Origin of the sequence: Paraburkholderia sabiae (genome assembly GCF_030412785.1) — a bacterium.
In the GTDB taxonomy this organism is placed as follows: Bacteria; Pseudomonadota; Gammaproteobacteria; order Burkholderiales; family Burkholderiaceae; genus Paraburkholderia; species Paraburkholderia sabiae.
Genome location: NZ_CP125295.1, coordinates 4,153,278 through 4,174,958, shown reverse-complemented (window position 1 = coordinate 4,174,958; position 21,681 = coordinate 4,153,278). Strand labels below are relative to the sequence as shown.

Here is a 21,681-nt window from a genome sequence, read left to right as displayed (position 1 = left end):
TTGTCGCCGCCCCATTCCCGTCTGACCAGATCCGCGTGGATTCGACCAGATGGTCCGTCCGCAGCCATGAAGACGTCCTGACGCGGCCCACAAGCTGCGAGACGACAAGATAACAGAGCAGCTCGGTCCGCGCTTCGCCATCAAGCCCCGACAGTCGCTTATGGTCCGCGTATGTCATAACGTCCCCTGTAATGTGTGCGGAGCCGGCCAAGCCCGCGCCCTGTCTCGCACGCCGGGCCCGCCAGCGGGCTCCAGCGACTTTTCGTGTTGCTCCCTTATCCTGGGAAGAGTCAATCGATCACTGGCCAAGGTCTCAAGAAACTGTTGAGCGCAGTCGCGCAGGGCAAACGAGCCATGTCTCTCGTTGCAGGTAGGAGACTGCCGGCAACGTCTCCCGATGCGCTTGGGTACGCTCCATTCCCGCGAGTTCAAATCGGCAAGTCACGTGTTGCCCTGCATGGAAAAGCATGGAATCGGGGATCGTGATGCCATATTGCCCTTCTCGACGGCGGCAAAGACGACACCTGCGAAAACGGCGATCCACGACGGCGTAGACAGCTGCCATCAGATCGCTCCTTGCACCGGCTTGGGCGCAATCTTCGGCTCGCGCTCTGCCCAATTCGCGCTCTATTGCTTCGAAGGAAACGGTTGCCAACTGGCGATAATTTTTAACGCGTCCGGTCTGTCTCGTTGCATCACTCGTTCGCCGAGGACGTGAATGAATGCATCGAGATCTGCCATACCGTGCGCCACGACAAAACCAGAAAGAGTATCGCCAACCGCCTGCATCAAAGACGCCTCACTAAGTGTACTTGCAATCACTGAAGCACCCCGGGCCAGTTCAACGGCGTACCTGACCTCGATATGCGGTATTGCAGCCTTGAACCGATTGCACTTTTCGGTTCGCCGGTTCGATGTTCTCTCAGCCATTTTGTTTTGGGAGCCCAGGGCGATCTGACTTCGGCTCATCAGAGTCGAAATCGGCATCCGCCAGGAAATCAGGAAGAGGCCGACACCAATGTGCGGCATCGGCCTGCACAGCGCCGAATTCTACAAGGGTTATTCGGCCCACAAGACGATGCCACGCCATCAGTCAGGAAACGCTTAGGAACTTTCCTATGGCAGGAGACGAAACCCAGAAACACGGTGCAGCACGCTGCTTTTGCGAATACATGTCAGTCGCAACCAGCAACGTCCGGTGACACGGTAGCGCTTTAGTCTCCTCGCACGCCGCTCCGCGGTTTAGCTATTGCTCGGTCTGAGTTGAGCGAGACGGAGACCCCGCGGTCGCACCTGCTCTCTCTGGTTGTATATCACATCGTGACATAATACCAGTCACAATAAACTGAACCGGTCCTGCAGTCGAAGCCATGTATGGTGACCGCAGTCGCTTAGGAAGTGCGGTCACGAGGTGCTATCAGGATGCAGTGTTCATATTTATTTTTCATCCTGTATCGTCCCCGATTTGGATTTAACATTTGTCTCCCGGCTTTGAAGGCTACAGAATTCGCGAAGCCGGCGCTCAAAAAGACTGGAACTACTACCGAATACGAAACGGTCGGCCGCGTCAAAGCATTGATGCTTCCCGACAACGTTCAATCCAGATTAAAGCGGAGACACATCTATGCTGAGCCCGCACGAATTCGCCACCCTCATGCTGGTCGCTGCCGCACCCGAGCAGATTGACCTGAACCGCGAAGAACTCGATACCCTGCTGGAGCGCCACCTCATCGCTTTGGAGCAACCAGCGTCCGGAGCCCAGCGTCTCCGCCTCACCTGCGACGGCGACTCAGTTCTCCAGGCCGTCGCCCGAAAACACTGACTCTCCATCCGCCAGCAGGCCGCCAGTCATGTGCGTGACCACGCCTGGCGCGCATCATCGGTCTGCAAGCGATCCCGCTGTCGCACGTCGCCCGCCCGAACGATGCGGCGTCGGCGCCTGACCGCCCATACAGGAGGTCATCATGCTGAGCCAGAAACAGTTGCCGAAACCTGGAAGGCCAATCTTTACCTTCTTTTCGACGTGAGCAACCATTGGCCGCTGCAGTAAGCCCGCACCTGTACCGGACTGGAGACGTTATGCACTTCTATCATCAAGGTGTAGCGATACAACCATCGGTAGCAAGAAGCGGAAATACTTTTGTCGCGCGTGTATCCATTCTTGAGGAAGATGGCGAGGCCACCTCGCTCGGTGATCTCGGGAATTTTGCGAACAAGCGATCGGCTCTCGCGTTTGCCGCGCGTTGCGGCACTGCATTCGTGGACGACGAACCGATGCCTCGTCCCCCATGCAAAATCCAACTAGTTGAGGGGTCGTCGCAAGCTGCCGTTCAGATTCATCGGGCAACATAGGATCTGCTGCTGCTCGAAATACGTGTTGCCGGGGGCAAGCACAACTACATGGCTCGTCCGGCCGCAATGTCAGTCCTGCCCTTTCGAGGCACGGATGGGTTGGCCGGTGTCGCTCACCGTTGCGGTCGACGGAAGTCGACCCTCAAAAGCCGTCCATGCTACGAGTCCCCAATGACGGCTGGCAGCATATCGTCAGCCACCGAAATCTAGTCGAGATGCGCGAACGGCGCATGCGAATCCATCCAGTCATATTGACCGCCTGAAGTCGCCCACGCCCAGATTCGCTCGGGATCAGAACTCATCGTGCCTGGTCCACCAATGCGATGGCTTTGCGCATAGTCGCACTCGTCAGTCTCTCGCCGCAGTGCCTGTGTTTTCTCTGTTCTCTGTTTCATGATCAACCTGTTTCAATGGATTCAGTGATATGCATTCTTGTCTCCGTCTGCCACGTCAGGTCGAGAGGAGACCAGTCTTTCGGGACGAGCTGCGTCAGCCCGCACATCGTCCACTGCGCTCAGGCAGACTACGGCCGGCGCTTCGGCAACGATGCACGTGACTGCGTTCGCTCAACCATCCAGTTTCGAGAAGCCCATCGTCAGTCGTCGGTATCAGGGCGAGAGACCGGCCACGCGTCATCGACTACCGCCGAAGCCGGTCTCTTGCACTCAGACGCGGCCGAGGTTTTCAAAAACTGCCGCAATGCCCTGTCCGCCGCCGATGCACATCGTGACGAGTGCATAACGGCCGTTCACTCGCTGGAGCTCATATAGCGCCTTGACGGTGATCACCGCGCCCGTCGCGCCGATCGGATGGCCAAGCGATATGCCTGAGCCATTCGGATTCACCTTGGCCGGGTCCAGTTCCAGCAGTTGCGTTACCGCGCACGCCTGTGCGGCAAATGCCTCGTTCGACTCGACGACATCCAGGTCTGTCGCACGCAATCCCGCACGCTGCAAGGCAGAACGCGTAGCCGGGACGGGGCCTATGCCCATATAGCGCGGATCCACGCCGGCGTGCGCATATGAGACGAGGCGGGCAAGCGGTTTCAAACCGCGCCGCTCGGCCGTCGCGCGCTCCATCATGACGAGGGCCGCGGCGCCGTCGTTGATGCCTGAGGCGTTGCCGGCCGTCACGGTGCCCCCGTCGCGCTGAAACGCGGGACGTAGCCCCGCAATCTCATCGGGATCAAGCTGCTGGCGTACGTGCTCGTCGGTGTCGAACACCGTCAACTGTCCCTTGACCTTCTGCTCCAGCGGGATGATCTGCTCGCGAAATCGCCCTTGCGCAATCGCATATGCAGCGCGACGATGCGACTCCACCGCCAGCGCATCCTGCTGTTCGCGCGTGATTCCATGCTTGCGCGCGACGTTTTCTGCGGTCATCCCCATATGCATCGAATGAAACGGATCGTGCAACGCGCCAAGCATCATGTCCAACAGGCGACTGTCACCCATGCGCGAGCCGAAGCGGGCATCAGCCGATACATAAGGTGCGCGGCTCATGTTTTCTGCGCCGCCTCCAATGACGATATCCGCGTCGCCAAGCAGAACAGTCTGCGCAGCCGAAATAATGGCCTGCAGTCCCGAGCCGCAGAGGCGGTTAACTGTGAACGCAGGCGTCTCTTCGCTCACTCCGGCATCCATCGCAGCAACCCGAGCGAGGTACAGGTCGCGAGGTTCGGTGGCGATGACATTGCCGAATACGACGTGCCCGACTTCATCTCCTCGCACACCCGCGCGCCCGAGCGCTTCGCGCGTGACGATCGTGCCGAGTTCCGTCGGTGGCATGGCCTTCAGGCTCCCGCCAAACTTGCCAATCGCGGTGCGCACGCCGCTCACAATGACGACTTCTCTATGCATTTTCGCTTTCCTCTCTGACTCGACCGGCAAAGGCAATCTGCCCTCGCCCGTTACCATGCGGTGATTACATGTTCGGATAGTTGGGGCCTCCACCGCCCTCGGGTGTGACCCATACGATGTTCTGGGACGGATCCTTGATGTCGCAAGTCTTGCAATGCAGGCAGTTCTGCGCGTTGATTTGCAGGTGGTCTTCGTTCTTCGCGTCTTTCACGAACTCATAGACGCCTGCCGGGCAAAAGCGCGCTTCCGGACCCGCATAGGTGCGCAGATTGAGCGCTATAGGAACGCTCGGATCGGTCAGCGTCAGATGCGACGGCTGATTCTCTTCATGATTCGTGTTCGACAGAAACACTGAAGAGAGGCGGTCGAACGTCAGCTTGCCGTCGGGACGGGGATATTCGATCGGCACGCACTGCGACGCGGGCTTGAGCGTTTCGTGGTCGCGGTACCGATGACGCAGCGTCCACGGCACATTACCGCGCAACAGCTTCTGCTCGAGGCCCACCATGAGCGTGCCCAGGACCAGGCCCTTGCTCATCCACTGCTTGAAATTGCGCGCCTTGTGCAGTTCGGTATGAAGCCACGACTGCCTGAACGCTTGCGGATACGCGACAAGTTCGTCGCCCTGGCGTCCCGCACACACTGCGTCGAACGCGGCGTCGGCGGCAAGCATCCCCGTCTTGATCGCAGCATGTGAGCCCTTGATGCGCGAGACGTTCAGGAAACCCGCGTCATCGCCAGCCAGCACGCCTCCCGGAAACACGAGCTTCGGCAGCGACACCAATCCGCCTGCGGTGATTGCGCGCGCGCCGTATGAAACGCGCTTGCCGCCTTCGAGAAACTTGCGGATTTCCGGGTGCGTTTTATAACGCTGGAATTCCTCAAAAGGAGAAAGATACGGATTCGTGTATCCAAGGCCGACCACGAAGCCGACCATGACCTGATTGTTGTCGATGTGATAGAGGAAAGAGCCACCGTAGGTCTGTGTATCGAGCGGCCAGCCGGCGGTATGAATCACGAGACCCGGCTTGTGCTTCGAAGGATCGATTTCCCACAGCTCCTTGATGCCGAGGCCATAGACCTGCGGATCCGCGCCATCCTGCAGTTTGAACCGCTCCGAGAGCTGGCGTCCCAGATGGCCTCGTGCCCCTTCGCAGAAAATCGTGTACTTCGCATGCAGTTCCATGCCGGGCTGGAAGTTCCCAGCCGGCTCGCCGTCCTTGCCGACGCCCATGTTGCCCGTCGCGACGCCCTTTACCGAGCCGTCATCGCGATAAAGCACTTCAGCTGCCGCAAAGCCCGGGAAGATCTCGACGCCAAGGCCCTCGGCCTGCTGCCCAAGCCACCTCGTCACCCTCGCCAGGCTGATGACGTAGTTGCCGTGGTTTCTGAAGTTGTCGGGCAATGCCCAGTCGGGCACCGCGCGGGCTCCTGTTTCGGTCAGAAAGAGAAAGCGATCTTCGGTCACCGGGACGTCGAGCGGCGCACCCCTTTCCTTCCAGTCCGGAATCAGTTCGTTCAACGCGCGCGGATCCATCACTGCGCCCGAGAGTATATGCGCGCCAAGTTCCGAGCCCTTCTCGAGCACGCAGACGCTGATTTCGGTGCCGGCTTCCGCTGCGCGCTGCTTGAGCCGGATCGCCGTCGCGAGGCCTGCCGGGCCACCACCGACCACGACCACGTCGTATTCCATCGTCTCGCGGGGGCCATACTGCCCGGTGATGCATGTTGTTGCCATAACGCTATACCTTCAGATCAGAACGAGTATTGGTGGCGCTGCGCCGCTTCGTTGAGAAACGCCTGCGCGGTGCGCCGACAGTCGCGTTCCCGACCGGGTCAGCAACAGATGTGCGAATCGTATCCCTTTGGGGGCGCAGACCGGCTGTCAAAACTGGACGACCTGTTGACATACCTGGCCACGTCGAGGCGACCACAGAACGTCAGCGGCACATCGATACAGGCCGACGCTGCATGGACATTGGCAAGGTCAACCGCCCCGGCGATACGCTGCCGGCGTGCTGCCTGTCCAGTGACGGAAAGCCCTGTGGAACGCGGTGGGATCGGAGAATCCGAGGTCGCTGGCAATGAAGGCAATCCCGTCGCGCGTGCCTGTCAGACGCTGTATCGCGATGTCGCGGCGCAGTTCGTCCTTGAGCACCTGAAACGCCGTGTTTTCCGCCGCAAGGTGCCGGCACAGCGTTCGCACCGAGCAGTGCGCATCCGCTGCCGCATCTTCAATGGTGGGTACATCGGGCAGCCGGGAGGCAAGATACTCACGCACGCGATGGCTAAAAAGCTGTTCGCTGAATGACACGAAAATCCAGTCCTCCGGCGCGCGTGCCAGAAACCGGCGCAGGTTCGCTTTGCGCTGTCGAATGGGCATGTCGAAATACGCGCTGCTGAACTGCATCGACGTGTGACCGGCATCGAATTTGGCAGGACCGGGGAAAAGGTAAAGGTATTCGAGCGCGTGCGGTGGACGCGCGAAGGCGAACTGCACCTGCAGCAACGGAATCCGCTGGCCGATGAGCCAGGATGCAACACCGTGTGCGAGTTTGAGCATCAGTTCCTGGCCGAGCACACCGGGCCGTGTGCCCGTTTGCCCAGGTTGAAGTGCAAGGCTTGCTACATGTTCGCTGCGCCGCGACTCGAAACGAAAGTCGTCCAGCACGATATGAAAGAACTGCCCGAAACGGTGCATCGCGGTTTCGAGATTGGGGGCGTCCAGCAGACTAAGACACAGAAACTTGAGCGTGCCGCTACGCAAGGGCCGAGAGAAAACACCAGGCATTTCATCGTCGAGCGCGATCGCGAGCGCACGATATAGCGTCGAGAACTGCTCCTCGGTGACGCGCGCCCCAGGCTGGTCCAAAAGTGCCGGCGGGATATTAGCGGCGGTTAGATGCCTGTCGACGATGTCCGTCTGCGTCCCGACGCTGTCCAGAAAGCCATGAACGAGCGACATCGGTACAGTTGCGCCTGGAGCGTGCATGACCTGGTTCCACGGGGCGAAGACGCTTCAGCTTACCCTTCCCGCTGCCTCGTGGCGATGAATTGCCTCCAGATCGAGCCGTGAAGCATGGCGGGAAAGGAGTCGGATGCGAGAATCAGCACAAGCCAGCTTTTCCAGACACGGTCGCTCGCGGCGCTCCAGACATTATTGCGACCGCACTTTTACATACCGACCCGGTGCGGACTCGATCGGTTTGTATCGTGTATTGCCCAGCGACGCGCGTGCCTCCACTTCTCCGCCAGCGTACTTTTTGACCCAGGTGATCCAGTGATTCCACCAACTACCTTGCTGTTGGGTCGCGGTCTCGAGCCACGCGTCGGCGTCCTTGCCGCACGCATCGTTCGTCCAATAACTGCGTTTGTTTCTCGACGCCGGATTGACCACTCCCGCTATATGGCCGCTTGCTCCCAGCACGAACTCTGTTTCGCCGCCCAAGAGTTGCGTCGAATGGTAAGCAGATCTCCATGGCACGATATGGTCTTCCTCAGTTGCCAGCAAATAGCTCGGCATATCGACGTTCCCCAGATCGACTGCACTACCGCAAAGCGTTAGCCTGTCCGGCACACAGAGGTTGTTCTCGAGGTACATGTTGCGCAGATAGAAGCTATACATCGGCCCGGGAAGGTTAGTCGTATCCGCGTTCCAGTACAGCAGATCGAATGCGGCCGCGGTTTTGCCCTTCAAATAGTTATTGACGACATTTGGCCAGATCAGATCGTTGGCACGCAGCGCCTGGAATACAAAGCCGAGTTCTCTCCCGGGATAGAGGCCGCTGCGACCGATCGTGTTCTCTCGCATCGAAACGCCCGGTTCGTCGATGAAAACACCGAGATCGCCGGGCTCGCTGAAATCGAGTAACGCCGTCAACAGCGTCAAACTGGCCACAGAGTCTTCACCGTTCGCGCGCATGACCGCAAGGGCCGACGAAAGCATGGTTCCACCGACACACCATCCCAGCGCATTGACCTTGTCGGCGTTGCTGATGCTGCGAGCGACATCGATTGCCTTCATCACGCCATGTTCAACGTAGTCCTCCCATCCGGTGTTCGCTGCTTCGTTCTGGGGATTGCGCCATGAAACGATAAATACCGTAAGCCCTTGCTCGCATGCAAAGCGCACGAAGGAATTCTCCGGCTGGAGATCCAGAATGTAGAACTTGTTGATACAGGGTGGAACGATCACCAGAGGGCGCTCTCCGACCTTCGACGTCAGTGGAGCGTACTGGATCAGTTGGAACAGTTCATTCTCATAGACTACCGCACCATCGGAGGTGGCAACGCTGCTGCCAACCTCGAACGCGCGCTGGTCGGTGATCGAAATCGCGCCATTCTTTACATCTTCGAGAAGATTCGTCAGGCCTGCGAGCAGGCTCGACCCCTTCGATTCAATCGCCTCGCGGACTGCCTCCCGGATTCGTTGCTACGAAGTTTGCAGGGCTCGCGAGATCGATGAACTGACGCATGAAGAACCGTAGCCGATGCTTGTCTTTTTTATCGAGCGTCCTCGCTTCGACAAGCTCTGTCAGCATCCGGGCGTTAAGCAGGTAGCTCTGTTTCCAAAGGCTGTACCAGCCGTTGTTGGACCACTCCTCGGCATGGAATCTTCGGTCACCATGCTCGGGTTCAGCCACCGCCGTTAAGCGCGCTCGTGCGCCAATCATTCCTTCGACGACACTGCTCCAAAGCGCCGCCTGCTTTTGCAAATAATGGGTGCCCGCCCGCATCAGGACGCTTTGCGCGCCTGACGACCGCGGAGTGATGTCCCGGTTGTCGAAGGAAAGCACCGACCCTGATCCGCACATTGCAGGCGAGGCACGGCAAAAGTCTTGTCCGGCCTTGACCCATCCCATCGAGAACTCATGTGGCATAAAGAATGGCATTGTCAACACGGATCTCGCTGTTAACCATTGCTGACCGCAGAATCCGTGCATGCCTTCACGCGATCAACACTGGAAGTCGGCATGACGATCGCGTCGCCTTCAATTACGATCTTGCCGCCGACCGTGCAAACGGTCGACAGCACCACACGGCGCTTGTCGTGGATCAGTTCCTTGACAGTCACTTCCGCCTGCACCGTCTCGCCGGGTCGGACAGGTGCCTTGAAGCGCAGGTTTTGACCGAGGTAGATTGTGCCCGGTCCCGGCAGCCGACCAGCGATGGTCGCGGAGATGAGGCTCGCGGTCAGCATCCCGTGAGCGATACGCCCTTTGAACGGTGTCGTCTGCGCGAACTGCTCGTTAATGTGGATCGCGTTGATGTCTCCTGAAGCGCCAGCGAACAGCAGGATGTCCGCTTCAGTGATGGTCTTTGCAGAACTGGCGCTCATGCCCGTTTGCAGGTCTTCAAAATCAAAACCGTTGAGTTGATTCATGATGATCTCAGTTGCTGCGGCGACATGCCTCTGCTTTCGATATCGGAAACAGTTTGTGAGACTCACGTTGGCCGCTGGATGTGCTAGCCCAAGGCGTGTTCAAATTCCGGCACGAGGGCGAACAGGTCGCCAACCAGACCGTAATCCGCGACACTGAAGATCGGCGCTTCTTCGTCCTTGTTGATCGCGACGATAACCTTCGAGTCCTTCATGCCTGCCAAGTGCTGGATCGCACCCGAGATGCCGACCGCGATGTACAGCTGCGGCGCGACGATCTTGCCGGTTTGACCGACCTGATAATCGTTCGGGACATAACCCGCATCGACAGCTGCGCGCGACGCGCCCATCGCCGCGTTGAGTTTGTCCGCCAGAGGCTCGAGAACCTTGTTGTAGTTCTCGCCGCTACCCAGACCCCGACCACCCGACACAATGATGTTCGCCGACGTCAGTTCCGGACGGTCCAGCTTCGTGACTTCGCGGCTCACGAACTGCGAGATGCCGGAGTCAGCCGCCGCTTCGATCTTCTCGACCGATGCGCTGCCGCCTTCGGCTGCCACCGGATCAAAGCCCGTCGAGCGAACCGTGATGACCTTGATCGGGTCAGCCGATTGCACGATCGCGATTGCATTGCCGGCGTAGATCGGGCGTTCGAACGTATCGGCGGAATCGACAGCCGTGATGTCGCTGATCTGCGCGACGTCGAGCTTCGCGGCGATACGCGGCGCGATGTTCTTGCCGTAGGCCGTAGCGGGCGCGAGGATGTGCGAAAAATCCTTCGCGATGTTCAGCACCGTCGCCTCGATGTTTTCCGCGAGACCTTCGGCCAGTTGCGGTGCGTCGGCCAGCAGCACCTTGGCCACGCCTGCCACCTTTGCAGCCGCATCAGCCGCGCCTTGCGCGTTGTGACCAGCGATCAGCACATGCACGTCGCCACCGATCTTCTGCGCGGCAGCCACCGTATTCAGCGTCGCTGCCTTGAGCGCCGCGTTGTCGTGTTCAGCAATTACCAGAATCGTCATTTCATTCGTCTCCGTGTGCCCGTAGAAATCAAAGCACCTTGGCTTCGGTCTTGAGCTTCTCGACCAGCGTCTTCACGTCGGCCACCTTCACGCCAGCCGAGCGCTTCGGCGGCTCGCTGACCTTCAGCGTCTTCAGACGCGGCGTGACATCGACGCCCAGGTCTTCCGGCTTCACGGTTTCGAGCGGCTTCTTCTTCGCCTTCATGATGTTGGGCAGCGTCACATAGCGCGGCTCGTTCAGGCGCAGATCGGTCGTCACGACTGCGGGCAGCTTCAGCGACAGCGTTTCCGCACCGCCGTCCACTTCGCGCGACACCGTTGCCTTGCCGTCAGCCACAACAACCTTCGATGCAAACGTCGCTTGCGGCAGATTCGCCAAAGCAGCCAGCATCTGACCGGTCTGGTTGGAATCGTCATCAATGGCCTGCTTGCCAAGAATGACAAGCTGCGGCTGTTCCTTGTCGACCAGCGCCTTCAGCAGCTTCGCGACAGCCAGCGGCTGCAGGTCTTCATTCGATTCGATCAGGATCGCGCGATCCGCGCCGATTGCCAGCGCCGTGCGCAGCGTTTCCTGACATTGCGTGACGCCCGCCGACACGGCGATCACTTCCGTCGCCACGCCCGCTTCCTTCAGACGCACGGCTTCTTCGACGGCGATTTCGTCGAACGGATTCATCGACATCTTCACGTTGGCGATGTCGACTGCCGTGTTGTCCGACTTCACCCGGACCTTCACGTTGTAGTCAATTACGCGCTTTACCGCGACCAGAATTCTCACAAAACTCTCCTACGCGAAAACAGTGACACCAACAGTTCCCGTACACATCGCGTTCCGGCTCCAAAGACGCGTTCGATCATGTGAGTAGTTGCGGATTGCAACGGGAACAACCGTTGGGAACATCGTATCGCTGAGAGCGGAAACCTGGCTGTCCAAACAGGCCCATCTACTGACGGATCTGGCCAGGCGCTCAGGTATGCATTCGCCATCCAATCAAGGACAGCGATGAGTATCGAACCGTCGGCACAGCGCGAAACCTTGCCTGTCAGCCGCTGCCAATATGCACTGCGAGCTGGTTATTGGTTCAACTGCGTAGTCCGCCACGCACGAGGTGATGTGCCGAAGCGCGCCGTGAACCATTGGGTGAAGGTTGACTGCCTCGAATAGCCGAGCAACATTGCGACACGCCCGATCGGGTAACGCCGATTCGTCAGGTAGCGTAGTGCGAGCTCCCGTCGAACTTCATCCACCAGATTCGAGAAGTTGGTGCCGGCCATATCGAGCTGGCGCTGCATCGTGCGTACACTCAGATGCAACTGACCTGCAACCTGGTCAACTGAAGCCTGCTCGATGGGCAGCAGCAGATAGATAGTCTTACGCACATCCAGCACGATTGAGTACGGCTCTGAGAGATTCAGTGGATTGGCCAAACTTTCCGCGTATCTCACGAGTTCAGGATCCGCATTCGGATTTGGTCGGTCGAGATCCCCGGCGGCGCAGACAATGCCATTGAAGTCGCTGCTGAATTCCACCGGGCATCCGAAGAAACGCCGGTAAAAGCTCATGCTGGTAGGCGCGGGATGGGTGAAACTGACGCTTCGCGGTTGCCAGTGTTCTCCAAGGAGGGCGACGCACGTACGGGACAGCACCCCAATGGCAAGTTCCGTTGCCTGCTGCGTCGAAATCCCGTGCTCGGTGATGATCTCCTCGCGGATCACGACTGTGCTTCCGCCTGCTTCCACGTAAATGGCCAGCGCCTCGTTGAGCAGGTGGCGATACTGGATCGCCGCGAGCAGGACCTCACGTAGCGTACGTTTGTGCGAGAGCAATAGCTTGAGCATGCCGAAGTCGAGCGGCTGGCGCGTGTCGGCCATTTCCAGCCCAAAGGTCGGACATTTCGCATTCAATGCGGCACTTTCCAGCAACTGGCACACAGCGCTGACCGGAATGCGATGGTCGAGATTGGCCAGAACGGAGGCATCGAGACCCGCCTCGCGCAGCAGTTGCTGGGGCACCAGCCCGTGTCGCCGGGCCACCTGCAAGAGGCCGCTCAATGCTCTGGCACGAACCATGGGTCCCGTCACTGTTCGATCTCCTGGATACCCCAGGTTGTGCCTGACGACACTGGTGATCGCCGCAGGGTTTTTACCGGGTGGCACCAAAACGAAAATATTTGGCACCTCGACGAAAGAGTCTATCTCATGGCCGACCTACAGTGTAGCCATACGCCGAGCTGCACGCCGCTATCGGTGCTCAACCGCCAGGAGCCAAATTTATGCAATTCCTCGACGACTCGCTTCACCCCAATAACCAGCAGAAAGTTGTCATCACTGTCGCCCCGTACGCCCCCGAGTGGATGCCTTCCGACTTCCCGGAAGACATTGCGGTAACCATGGAAGAGCAGATCCAGAAGGCCGTTGACTGCTACGAAGCAGGGGCACGGGTGCTGCACCTGCACGTGCGCGAACTCGATGGCAAAGGCTCAAAGCGCCTGTCCAAGTTCAACGAACTGATCGCCGGCGTTCGCGAGGCGGTACCCGACATGATCATCCAGGTCGGCGGCTCCATCTCTTTCGCGCCGGAAGATGAAGGTCAGGCCGCGAAGTGGCTGTCGGACGATACGCGCCACATGCTGGCTGAACTGGACCCGAAGCCGGACCAGGTGACGATCGCGATCAACACCACGCAGATGAACATCATGGAGTTGATGACACCGGAGGCCGTGGCAGGTACCTCGCTGGCCGAGCCGGTATTGCAGCAAGCCTATCGCGAGATGACTGTCCCGGCAGGTCCGGGTTGGGTTGAAGAGCACCTGCGCCGTCTGCAGGCTGCCGGTATTCAGCCACACTTCCAGCTCGCGGGCGTTCACTCCTATGACACGATCGAACGCATGATCCGCCGTGGCATCTACAAAGGCCCGGTCAACCTGACATGGATCGGCATCGCTGGCGGTGCGGACGGTCCCAATCCGTACAACTTCATGTATCTCCTGCAGCGGGCGGCCGACGGCGTGTGCGTGACGTCCGAGTCTCTTTTGCACAACGTCCTGCCGCTCAACATGATGTCCATGGCACTGGGCTTCCATCCTCGCGTTGGTACTGAAGACACGCTGACCGATCAACACGGCAATCGCATGACGTCCGTGCAGCAGATCCAGCAGTGCGTGCGTGTCGCCCACGAACTTGGCCGCGAAATTGCCACCGGCAAGGAGGCCCGCGAGATCTATCGCATTGGCACCTGGTACGACGGTGTCGACGAGACGCTGGCAGCGAACGGCATGGCACCCAACCGCCTGCCTGGTACCAGAGGCGTTCCGCTGCGTGCTGCCTGAGGGGACGATCGCACGTCGCGACTTGAGTGCAACCTGGTTCGCTGACCTTGCGAAGCAATGAAATTTCCGGTCTCGTTGAGAGATCACCAGATTAGAAAGAGGCTCTCAATGAAAGGGCCTCAACCCGGAGACGTAAATCATGAACTTGCATTCCGCCGTGCCGCAGTCGGACGACCGCGACGGCTACCTCGTCGGTCGGCGTCAGGCGTGGTTCGCCTTTGCGATGACCTTCGCGCTGATGTTGTTCGATTACATCGATCGTCAGGTCATCGTATCTTTGTTCCCGCACCTGAAGGCCGCCTGGGGTCTCTCGGACATGCAGCTTGGCAGCCTGGTGTCGATCATTTCAATCGTCGTGGCCGCTGGCGGCGTTCCCGTCGCGCTGATGGCTGACCGCTTCAGCCGGGTTAAGAGCATCTTCGTGATGGCGGCGGTGTGGAGCCTTGCAACGATCTCCTGCATGTTCGCGCGCAACTTCGGACAGCTCTTCGCCGCGCGAGCCGTCGTTGGCCTTGGCGAGACCGGCTATGGCTCGGTGGGGGGCGCCCTGATTGCCAGCCTGTTTCCGAAGCGACTTCGCACCACGCTGCTTGGCGCCTTTTTCGCGGCGGCCTCGCTCGGTTCAGTGCTTGGCGTGATGCTGGGTGGCGTTGTCGCGGCCCACTGGGGCTGGAAAGCGGCATTCGGTATTGTTGGCGTTCCTGGCCTGGTCCTGGCTTTCCTTTACCTGCTTGTGCCCGACTACAAGACAGTGGAGCTTGCCCCCCGCATGGACCAGGCGCGGCACTCCGTGCAGAGCTTTGCCAGACAGATCATATCGACGCTGACCGGTTCGCCCACCGTATGGTGGACCTGCCTTGGCGCGGCCCTTCAACTGGTCGTCGTGTCGATGATCTGGTCGTGGCTGCCAAGCTATTTCCACCGTTACCACGGTGCCGCTCCGGACCACGCGGGTATGCTGGCCGCAGTGATCGTACTCTGCGGCGCAGCGGGTTCCGTTATCTGGGGCGTGGTGGCGGATCGACTCGCCCGTCGCCGGCCGCGCAACAAACTTGTGATGATGGCCATCCTGTGCACGGCGACGCTGCTGGTCTTTATGACAGCCTTTGGCGGCACGATGCCAGCGAACCAGAAGTTCCTGCTCATCGCCCTGGGTGGTCTCCTGATGATGTGCACGGTGGCGCCGACCGCCACCGTGGTGCTCAATGTGATTCATCCGGGTGTCCGCTCCACCGGCGCCGCCATTCTGGCGCTGTTCCAGAATCTCTTCGGCCTTGCTGTCGGGCCTTTCGTAGGAGGCTTGGTGTCCGATGCCTGGGGCCTGCAAACGGCGCTTGCGGTGATGCCCGCTTTCGGTCTGCTCGCCGCCCTGTGTTTCCTGCGGGCCATGCGCACCTACGAATCGGAACTGGCGACGGTGGCGGATATCCGGCTGGATGCCGCGACGTCGCAGGGCTCGCCCGTCGCGGCATCGGCCTGAGCCGTGCAGCAACGCGTCCTTACCGTATTTACCTCTTATCGGTAGCCAAGCAATGAGCACTTCCCATAGTCAGACCCCGAACGCCGGTACCTTCGCCTCAGCCCCCGCCTGGTCGCCGTCTGCATCCGTCGTCGACAACGCGCGCGTGACGCAATTCATGCGATGGCTCGAAGAGAAGCGCGGCCTGTCGTTTGTGAACTACGACGCCCTGTGGCAGTGGTCAGTCAACGAGATCGACGCTTTCTGGCTGGCGCTCTGGGAATGGGCCGCCATTCCGTCGATCCAGAAGCCCCGCGTCGCACTGGCTGAGGCCACCATGCCGGGCGCTGCATGGTTCCCCGGCGTGCAGATGAACTATGTCGAACAGGTTTTTCGACACGCCACAGCTGGCCGGCCCGCGATTGTCTACCGCAATGAGGCGGGAGAGACGGGAGAAATGAGCTGGGCTGAGCTGGAACGCCAGGTTGCGAGCCTCGCCGTGTCCCTGCGCGGCATGGGTGTGGTTCGGGGTGACCGGGTGGCCGGTTATCTGTCCAATACGCCGCACGCGATCGTTGCGTTTCTCGCCGTGGCAAGCATCGGTGCAATCTGGTCGGCCTGCGCGCCCGATATGGGGGAACTGGCCGTGCTGGATCGGTTCCGCCAGATCGAGCCCAAGGTCATGATCGCAGTCGACGGCTATCGGTATGGCGGCAAGGAATTCGATCGCCGACCGGTACTGCGCACGCTGCTCGACCAATTGCCGGACATCGAGCGTGTCGTCGTCGTTCAGACGCTACGTTGTCAGGACGATCATTACGGGCTTTCCAACGCAGTAACGTGGGCCGACGTAGTTTCGAATGACGCGCTGCCGCTCGAGGTCGCGCATGTGCCGTTCGACCATCCGCTGTGGATCGTCTATTCCTCAGGCACCACCGGTTTGCCGAAGCCGATCGTTCACTCACAGGGCGGCATCGTTCTCGAGCACGTGAAGCTCACTACGCTCCATCTGGATCTGCGCGCCGGTGACCGCTTCTTCTGGCAGGCCAGCACCGGCTGGATCATGTGGAACCTGCAGGTCGGCGGCCTGCTCGCAGGCGCGACTGTGTGCCTGTTCGACGGCAATCCCGGCTACCCGAATATGAATGCGCTCTGGCAATTCATCGGCGATGCGGGTGTGAACTTTTTCGGTGCTGGCGCAGCGTACTACCAGGCCTGTGAAAAGTCCGCTATCGAACCCCGCGAAATAACGGATCTTTCGCGACTACGCGCCATCGGCTCGACAGGTTCTCCGTTATCGCCGGAAGGCTACGGCTGGATCCTGGACCACGTCGGCCCGATCTGGATCAATGCTTTATCCGGTGGCACTGACTTCGCTGGCTGCTTTGTTTCAGGTGTCCCCACGCTACCTGTCTACCTGGGTGAGATGCAGTGCCGCTGCCTGGGCGCGCGGGTCGAGGCGTTCGATGAGGCAGGAAAAGCGGTGGTAGACGAGGTGGGCGAGCTGGTCTGCACCGCTCCGATGCCATCGATGCCGCTGCACTTCTGGAACGACAAGGGCAACGCGCGCTATCGCGACAGTTACTTCGACATGTATCCAGGCATTTGGCGTCATGGCGACTGGGTGCGCATCACCCCTCGGGGCGGCGCCGTGATCTATGGCCGCTCGGACGCCACGATCAATCGCCACGGCATCCGTATGGGTACGAGCGAGTTGTACCGGGCCGTGGAGGAATTGCCCGAGGTTCTGGACAGCATGGTTGTGGATCTCGAATACCTGGGGCGTGAGTCTTACATGCCGCTGTTCGTGGTGTTGCGGCCGGGTGCCGAACTGACGTCTGCGCTCACCGAAATCATTCGCCAGCGCATCAAGGTTGCGCTCTCTGCGCGACACGTTCCGAACGACGTGTTCCACGTGCCGGCGATTCCGCGCACCCTGTCCGGCAAGAAGATGGAACTGCCGATCAAGAAACTGCTGCTGGGACAGCCGCTGGACAAGGTAGCAAGTCCCGACACCATGGCGAATCCCGAAAGCCTGGACTGGTTCGCCCGGTTTGCCGCCGGTCGCACAGCGATGGGACGGTAGTCACGCGTTAGTGCGCCTGCCACGAAGTGCCGATCCGGCACGAGGCTGGCGTGCCTCTAATCAGAGAATGAATGAAGGAGTACGAATCATGGCAAAAGCTGTTCGCTTTCATGAAACCGGTGGCCCCGAGGTCCTGCGCTATGAGGACGTCGCGGTCGGCGAACCCGGGCCAGGTCAGGTCCGGCTGCGCCACGAGGCGGTTGGCCTCAACTTTGCTGACATCTACTTTCGCACCGGCCTGTATCCGGCGCCGCTGCCCTCGGGCATTGGGACCGAGGCTGCTGGTGTGGTGGAGGCAGTAGGATCGGACGTAACCAACGTCGAAGTCGGCGATCGCGTGACCTATACGGGCGCGGCAAACACCCTCGGCGCGTATTGCACGCAGCGGCTGATCCCTGCCGCTCCGCTCATCAGGCTGCCCGATGGCATTGCCTGTGATACGGCTGCGGCCATGACGATGCGCGGCCTCACGTCTGCATATCTGATGCGCCGTATTTACGCGTTCAAGGAAGGCGACACCGTCCTGCTGCACGCGGCAGCCGGTGGCGTCGGGCTGATCGTCTCGCAGTGGGCGAAGCTGCTCGGGCTGACGGTCATCGGCACGGTTTCCAGCGAAGCCAAAGCCGAGGTTGCACGTGCCCATGGCTGCGATCACATCATCAACTACAGCCACGAGAACACCGCCGCGCGTGTACGCGATCTGACCGACGGCGTGGGCGTCAACGTCGTGATTGACAGCGTCGGCAAGGACACCTTCGAAGCCTCACTCGACTCGGTCAAGCGGCGAGGCCTCGTCGTCTGCGTCGGCACGGCATCGGGCCCGATCCCGCCGTTCAGTCCGCACATCCTCGCCCTTAAGGGCTCGCCGTACCTGACGCGTCCGGCACTGGCCGACTACATCGCCGATCCTGCCGAAAAGGCCGAACTGGCCGGCGAGCTGTTTGGCCACGTGGCATCGGGCCGCATCCGGATCGAGATCAACCAGCGCTACGCGCTGGAGGATGCCGCGCGCGCCCATCGCGATCTGGAGTCACGCAAGACGACCGGCTCTTCCGTCTTCGCGATCTGAAGATCGCTGCCACGAGGACATCATCATGCGTATTGAACAACTGACTTACGCCCTTGGCGCAGAACTCACCGGCGTGAAGCTGGCCGACGCCATTCATGACGACGGCCTGTTCACAGAAATTCTCGGCGCACTGCTGAAGCATCGCGTCCTGTTCCTGCGTGACCAGGAAATCAGCCGGACCGAGCATGTGGCGTTCGCCCGGCGCTTTGGCAACCTGGAGGACCATCCGGTTGCCGGTAGCGACCCGGAGTATCCAGGCCTGGTGCGGATCTACCGCACGCCCGAACAGCCGAATGACCGTTATGAAAACGCCTGGCATTCCGACGCGACCTGGCGCGAGGCGCCGCAGTTCGGCGCGGTACTGCGCTGCGTCGAATGCCCGCCCGTCGGTGGCGACACCATGTGGTCCAACATGGTGCTGGCTTTCGAAAAACTGCCGGCGCACGTCAAGGCCGAAATCGCCGACCTGCGCGCGCGTCACAGTATCGAGGCGACGTTCGGCGCCGTCATGCCGATCGAAAAGCGGCTGGCGCTCAAGGCGCAGTATCCGGACGCTGAGCATCCGGTGGTTCGCACGCACCCCGAGACCGGCGAAAAGATCCTTTACGTGAACGTCTTCACGACCCATTTCACCAACTTCCATACCCCCGGCCGTGTGCGCTACGGCGCCGATGCCAACCCCGGTGGCCCGGACCTGCTGCGCTACCTGATCAGTCAGGCATCCATCCCGGAATATCAGGTGCGCTGGCGCTGGAAGCCCAACAGCATCGCGATCTGGGACAACAGTGCGACGCAGCACTACGCCGTCATGGACTATCCGCCAAGCCATCGGAAGATGGAGCGCGCGGGAATTATTGGAAGCAAACCTTTCTGAGCCCTGCCATGCAAGACCACCTGATCACGCCGACGCCGTCGGCCTATACCTACCCGCTCCTCGTCAAGCAGCTGCTCCTGAATGCACTGAGCATTCATGGCGATCAGCAGATCACTTACCGCGGAGAAATGCGTTACAGCTTCCGGCAGTTCCGCGAGCGCGTCGGCCAGCTCGCGTCCGTGCTGCGCGGGCTGGATGTCCGGCACGGCTGCACCGTAGCCGTGATGGACTGGGACAGTCATCGTTATCTGGAAAGCTATTTTGCGATTCCGATGATGGGTGCGACGCTCTTCACGGTCAACGTGCGACTGTCGGCGCAGCAGATCCTCTATACGCTGAATGATTCCCGCGCCGAGGTTGTACTGGTGCATACGGAGTTCGTTCCCGTGCTCGAGGAGATCAAGAGGGAACTGAAGTTCGTACGCCAGGTGGTGGTGCTTGCCGACGGCGAATCCGTGCCGGTGATGACACTGCCGGTCGCCGGTGAATACGAGGAGATGATGGCGCGCGCTTCGGCGGATTTCGAATTTCCCGAGTTTGACGAAAGGACGCGCGCCGCGACCTTCTACACGACAGGCACGACGGGCGATCCCAAGGGCGTAGCGTACAGCCACCGCGACATCGTCCTGCATGCCATGGGGACAGCGATGAGCCTGTGTGCACCCCGCGAAGGCCAGCGGCTACATCGCGAGGACGTCTACATGCCGATCACGCCGATGTTTCACGTGCTCGCCTGGGGCATGCCGTACATCGCGATCATGCTCGGGCTCAAGACTGTGCTGCCGGGACGCTATATCCCTGAGAGCCTGGTCGCCTTGCGAAAGTCGGAAAAAGTCACTTTCTCCCACTGCGTGCCCACCATCCTCAAGATGGTGCTCCAGGCAGCGGACGTACACGGAGAGGAGCTGACGGGCTGGAAGCTCATGATTGGCGGCTCCGCGTTGCCGCCCGCGCTGTGTGAAGCTGCGCTCGACCGCGGCATGGATGTCTTCACTGCCTATGGCATGTCCGAAACCGGCCCGATCGTCTCCCTGGCGCAACTGCCGCCGGGATATGACTCGAGGGATCGCCAGGAAGAAGTGCGGATGCGCTGCACGACCGGACGCCCGCTGCCGTTTGTCGACTTCAGGGTCGTCGACGGGAACATGCAAGACGTGGTGCGCGACGGAAAGCAGCAAGGCGAGATCGTTCTGCGCTCACCGTTCCTCACCAGGGCCTACGTCGGGAAGCCAGAGGCGTCCGAAGAGCTCTGGGCACACGGCTATCTCCACACGCAGGACATTGCCGTCATGACGCCCGACGGGTTTATCCAGATCGTCGACCGCATCAAGGATGTGATCAAGACGGGTGGCGAATGGGTGTCATCGATCGAAGTCGAGAGCCTGATAACGGGCGTAGCCGGCGTGCAGGAATGTGCGGTAGTCGGCGTGCTCGACGAGAAGTGGGGCGAACGGCCGATGGCGTTCGTCGTTCGCGAGACGGGCGCGGGTGTTTGCGCTGAAGTGATCCGTGAACGGCTGATGCAGCATGTCGATGCCAGGCGCATCAGCAAGTATGCGGTTCCCGACGCCGAGCGCATTAGCTTCGTCACCGAAATTCCGAAAACGAGCGTGGGCAAGATCAACAAGAAGCTGCTGCGTGAGCAATGCTGACGAGCGCGTCGCGGCGGTCGGAATCGAGCAGCATCCGTGGAAGACGAACTTTACGGGAAGGTCGCCCGTTTCAGCGACCTCATTTCCTTCGACAGACCATGACTTGTCAATCCCACTCTGGCATATCGAATCTGGTGCCCGTCGCACTGGCAACTGAGCTTCCTCCAGGCCAACGCAAGCTCGTCTTCGCCGACGGCAAAAGCGTCGTCATCTTCAACGTCGAAGGGACGATCTACGCCATTGAGAACTCGTGCCCTCATAACGGAGCGTCTCTGGCGAGCGGTTGCCTCGAAGGGACAGTGTTGCGATGCCCCGCTCATGGCCTGCGGTTCAATCTGACGACGCAAGATGGTGGGACATCGGGCGCGCTGCGACTGCGCAGGTTTCCAGTGCGCGAGATCGGAGGCGTGCTGATATTACAGACCGATCCCGACGAGCGGTGGTCGATGCCGCGCAGCTCGGATCAGTAACCCGTCACAACAGCAGCCCCTGTTTCGAGCAAAGTTTGAACAACGCCAGTGCATTGGTTCTCTGATAGAAGAGGACTACCAGGCAAAAACATCTGGCCCAACATTGCCCGACCAGCCACAGGCAGCCTA

Annotated in this window: 17 protein-coding genes and 1 pseudogene; 9 read left to right on the top strand and 9 right to left on the bottom strand. The window is 60.2% G+C overall.

What is annotated here, in order from left to right; all coding sequences use genetic code 11:
• Positions 1–627: 627 nt before the first annotated feature.
• The gene (locus QEN71_RS18745) at positions 628–1,029 is read right to left on the bottom strand and encodes a hypothetical protein (RefSeq protein ID WP_233472161.1); all 402 of its coding nucleotides are present in this window, start codon (positions 1,027–1,029) and stop codon (positions 628–630) included.
• Positions 1,030–1,624: 595 nt separating this feature from the next.
• Here QEN71_RS18745 and QEN71_RS18740 point away from each other — a divergent pair.
• Together QEN71_RS18740 and QEN71_RS18735 are read left to right on the top strand one after the other, a co-directional pair.
• The gene (locus QEN71_RS18740; RefSeq protein ID WP_201661641.1) at positions 1,625–1,822 is read left to right on the top strand and encodes a hypothetical protein; all 198 of its coding nucleotides are present in this window, start codon (positions 1,625–1,627) and stop codon (positions 1,820–1,822) included.
• Between the two features lie 257 nt (positions 1,823–2,079).
• Positions 2,080–2,352, top strand: coding sequence for a hypothetical protein (locus QEN71_RS18735; protein ID WP_233472162.1), 273 nt, complete (start codon positions 2,080–2,082; stop codon positions 2,350–2,352).
• 665 nt (positions 2,353–3,017) lie between these two features.
• Here the strand turns inward: QEN71_RS18735 and bktB are convergent.
• The 8 genes and pseudogenes from bktB to QEN71_RS18695 form a co-directional block, all read right to left on the bottom strand.
• On the bottom strand, positions 3,018–4,211 hold the full coding sequence (gene bktB / locus QEN71_RS18730; protein WP_201661643.1) for a beta-ketothiolase BktB: 1,194 nt from the start codon (positions 4,209–4,211) through the stop codon (positions 3,018–3,020).
• Between the two features lie 64 nt (positions 4,212–4,275).
• Positions 4,276–5,949, bottom strand: coding sequence for an electron transfer flavoprotein-ubiquinone oxidoreductase (locus QEN71_RS18725; protein ID WP_201661646.1), 1,674 nt, complete (start codon positions 5,947–5,949; stop codon positions 4,276–4,278).
• Positions 5,950–6,198: 249 nt separating this feature from the next.
• Positions 6,199–7,176, bottom strand: a complete 978-nt coding sequence (locus QEN71_RS18720) for an AraC family transcriptional regulator (protein WP_233472165.1) — start codon at positions 7,174–7,176, stop codon at positions 6,199–6,201.
• 192 nt (positions 7,177–7,368) lie between these two features.
• Positions 7,369–9,109: pseudogene (locus QEN71_RS18715) on the bottom strand (PHA/PHB synthase family protein).
• Between the two features lie 14 nt (positions 9,110–9,123).
• Positions 9,124–9,594 carry a MaoC family dehydratase gene (locus QEN71_RS18710; protein WP_201661652.1) on the bottom strand — a complete coding sequence of 157 codons (471 nt, stop codon included), beginning with the start codon at positions 9,592–9,594 and terminating at the stop codon, positions 9,124–9,126.
• Between the two features lie 83 nt (positions 9,595–9,677).
• Positions 9,678–10,613, bottom strand: a complete 936-nt coding sequence (locus QEN71_RS18705; RefSeq protein WP_201661655.1) for an electron transfer flavoprotein subunit alpha/FixB family protein — start codon at positions 10,611–10,613, stop codon at positions 9,678–9,680.
• 28 nt (positions 10,614–10,641) lie between these two features.
• Positions 10,642–11,391 carry an electron transfer flavoprotein subunit beta/FixA family protein gene (locus QEN71_RS18700; protein WP_201661658.1) on the bottom strand — a complete coding sequence of 250 codons (750 nt, stop codon included), beginning with the start codon at positions 11,389–11,391 and terminating at the stop codon, positions 10,642–10,644.
• Between the two features lie 296 nt (positions 11,392–11,687).
• On the bottom strand, positions 11,688–12,683 hold the full coding sequence (locus QEN71_RS18695) for an AraC family transcriptional regulator (RefSeq protein WP_201661706.1): 996 nt from the start codon (positions 12,681–12,683) through the stop codon (positions 11,688–11,690).
• 203 nt (positions 12,684–12,886) lie between these two features.
• On the opposite strand from QEN71_RS18695, the gene QEN71_RS18690 reads away from it, so the two are divergent.
• The 7 genes from QEN71_RS18690 (at position 12,887) to QEN71_RS18660 (ending at position 21,552) form a co-directional block, all read left to right on the top strand.
• Positions 12,887–13,942 carry a BKACE family enzyme gene (locus tag QEN71_RS18690; RefSeq protein WP_201661661.1) on the top strand — a complete coding sequence of 352 codons (1,056 nt, stop codon included), beginning with the start codon at positions 12,887–12,889 and terminating at the stop codon, positions 13,940–13,942.
• 139 nt (positions 13,943–14,081) lie between these two features.
• Positions 14,082–15,422, top strand: coding sequence for a spinster family MFS transporter (locus QEN71_RS18685; protein ID WP_201661664.1), 1,341 nt, complete (start codon positions 14,082–14,084; stop codon positions 15,420–15,422).
• A 52-nt stretch (positions 15,423–15,474) separates the two neighbouring features.
• On the top strand, positions 15,475–17,487 hold the full coding sequence (locus QEN71_RS18680; RefSeq protein ID WP_201661667.1) for an acetoacetate--CoA ligase: 2,013 nt from the start codon (positions 15,475–15,477) through the stop codon (positions 17,485–17,487).
• A gap of 88 nt (positions 17,488–17,575) precedes the next feature.
• Positions 17,576–18,556, top strand: coding sequence for a quinone oxidoreductase family protein (locus QEN71_RS18675; RefSeq protein ID WP_201661670.1), 981 nt, complete (start codon positions 17,576–17,578; stop codon positions 18,554–18,556).
• 25 nt (positions 18,557–18,581) lie between these two features.
• Positions 18,582–19,430 (top strand): TauD/TfdA dioxygenase family protein, encoded by an 849-nt coding sequence (locus tag QEN71_RS18670; RefSeq protein ID WP_201661684.1) that lies wholly within the window; start codon positions 18,582–18,584, stop codon positions 19,428–19,430.
• Between the two features lie 8 nt (positions 19,431–19,438).
• On the top strand, positions 19,439–21,082 hold the full coding sequence (locus QEN71_RS18665) for a fatty acid--CoA ligase (RefSeq protein ID WP_201661685.1): 1,644 nt from the start codon (positions 19,439–19,441) through the stop codon (positions 21,080–21,082).
• 98 nt (positions 21,083–21,180) lie between these two features.
• Complete coding sequence (locus tag QEN71_RS18660; protein ID WP_342965472.1) at positions 21,181–21,552, top strand: Rieske (2Fe-2S) protein; 372 nt, start codon at positions 21,181–21,183, stop codon at positions 21,550–21,552.
• Positions 21,553–21,681: the final 129 nt, after the last annotated feature.

Excerpts from the sequence above, each read along its gene's own strand:
- QEN71_RS18670 (WP_201661684.1), top strand. The coding sequence starts at position 18,582 with ATGCGTATTGAACAACTGACTTACGCCCTTGGCGCAGAACTCACCGGC.
- bktB (WP_201661643.1), bottom strand. The coding sequence starts at position 4,211 with ATGCATAGAGAAGTCGTCATTGTGAGCGGCGTGCGCACCGCGATTGGC.
- QEN71_RS18660 (WP_342965472.1), top strand. The coding sequence starts at position 21,181 with ATGACTTGTCAATCCCACTCTGGCATATCGAATCTGGTGCCCGTCGCA.
- QEN71_RS18725 (WP_201661646.1), bottom strand. The coding sequence starts at position 5,949 with ATGGCAACAACATGCATCACCGGGCAGTATGGCCCCCGCGAGACGATG.
- QEN71_RS18695 (WP_201661706.1), bottom strand. The coding sequence starts at position 12,683 with ATGGTTCGTGCCAGAGCATTGAGCGGCCTCTTGCAGGTGGCCCGGCGA.
- QEN71_RS18705 (WP_201661655.1), bottom strand. The coding sequence starts at position 10,613 with ATGACGATTCTGGTAATTGCTGAACACGACAACGCGGCGCTCAAGGCA.
- QEN71_RS18740 (WP_201661641.1), top strand. The coding sequence starts at position 1,625 with ATGCTGAGCCCGCACGAATTCGCCACCCTCATGCTGGTCGCTGCCGCA.
- QEN71_RS18735 (WP_233472162.1), top strand. The coding sequence starts at position 2,080 with ATGCACTTCTATCATCAAGGTGTAGCGATACAACCATCGGTAGCAAGA.
- QEN71_RS18720 (WP_233472165.1), bottom strand. The coding sequence starts at position 7,176 with ATGTCGCTCGTTCATGGCTTTCTGGACAGCGTCGGGACGCAGACGGAC.
- QEN71_RS18680 (WP_201661667.1), top strand. The coding sequence starts at position 15,475 with ATGAGCACTTCCCATAGTCAGACCCCGAACGCCGGTACCTTCGCCTCA.
- QEN71_RS18665 (WP_201661685.1), top strand. The coding sequence starts at position 19,439 with ATGCAAGACCACCTGATCACGCCGACGCCGTCGGCCTATACCTACCCG.
- QEN71_RS18690 (WP_201661661.1), top strand. The coding sequence starts at position 12,887 with ATGCAATTCCTCGACGACTCGCTTCACCCCAATAACCAGCAGAAAGTT.
- QEN71_RS18745 (WP_233472161.1), bottom strand. The coding sequence starts at position 1,029 with ATGCCGCACATTGGTGTCGGCCTCTTCCTGATTTCCTGGCGGATGCCG.
- QEN71_RS18710 (WP_201661652.1), bottom strand. The coding sequence starts at position 9,594 with ATGAATCAACTCAACGGTTTTGATTTTGAAGACCTGCAAACGGGCATG.
- QEN71_RS18685 (WP_201661664.1), top strand. The coding sequence starts at position 14,082 with ATGAACTTGCATTCCGCCGTGCCGCAGTCGGACGACCGCGACGGCTAC.
- QEN71_RS18675 (WP_201661670.1), top strand. The coding sequence starts at position 17,576 with ATGGCAAAAGCTGTTCGCTTTCATGAAACCGGTGGCCCCGAGGTCCTG.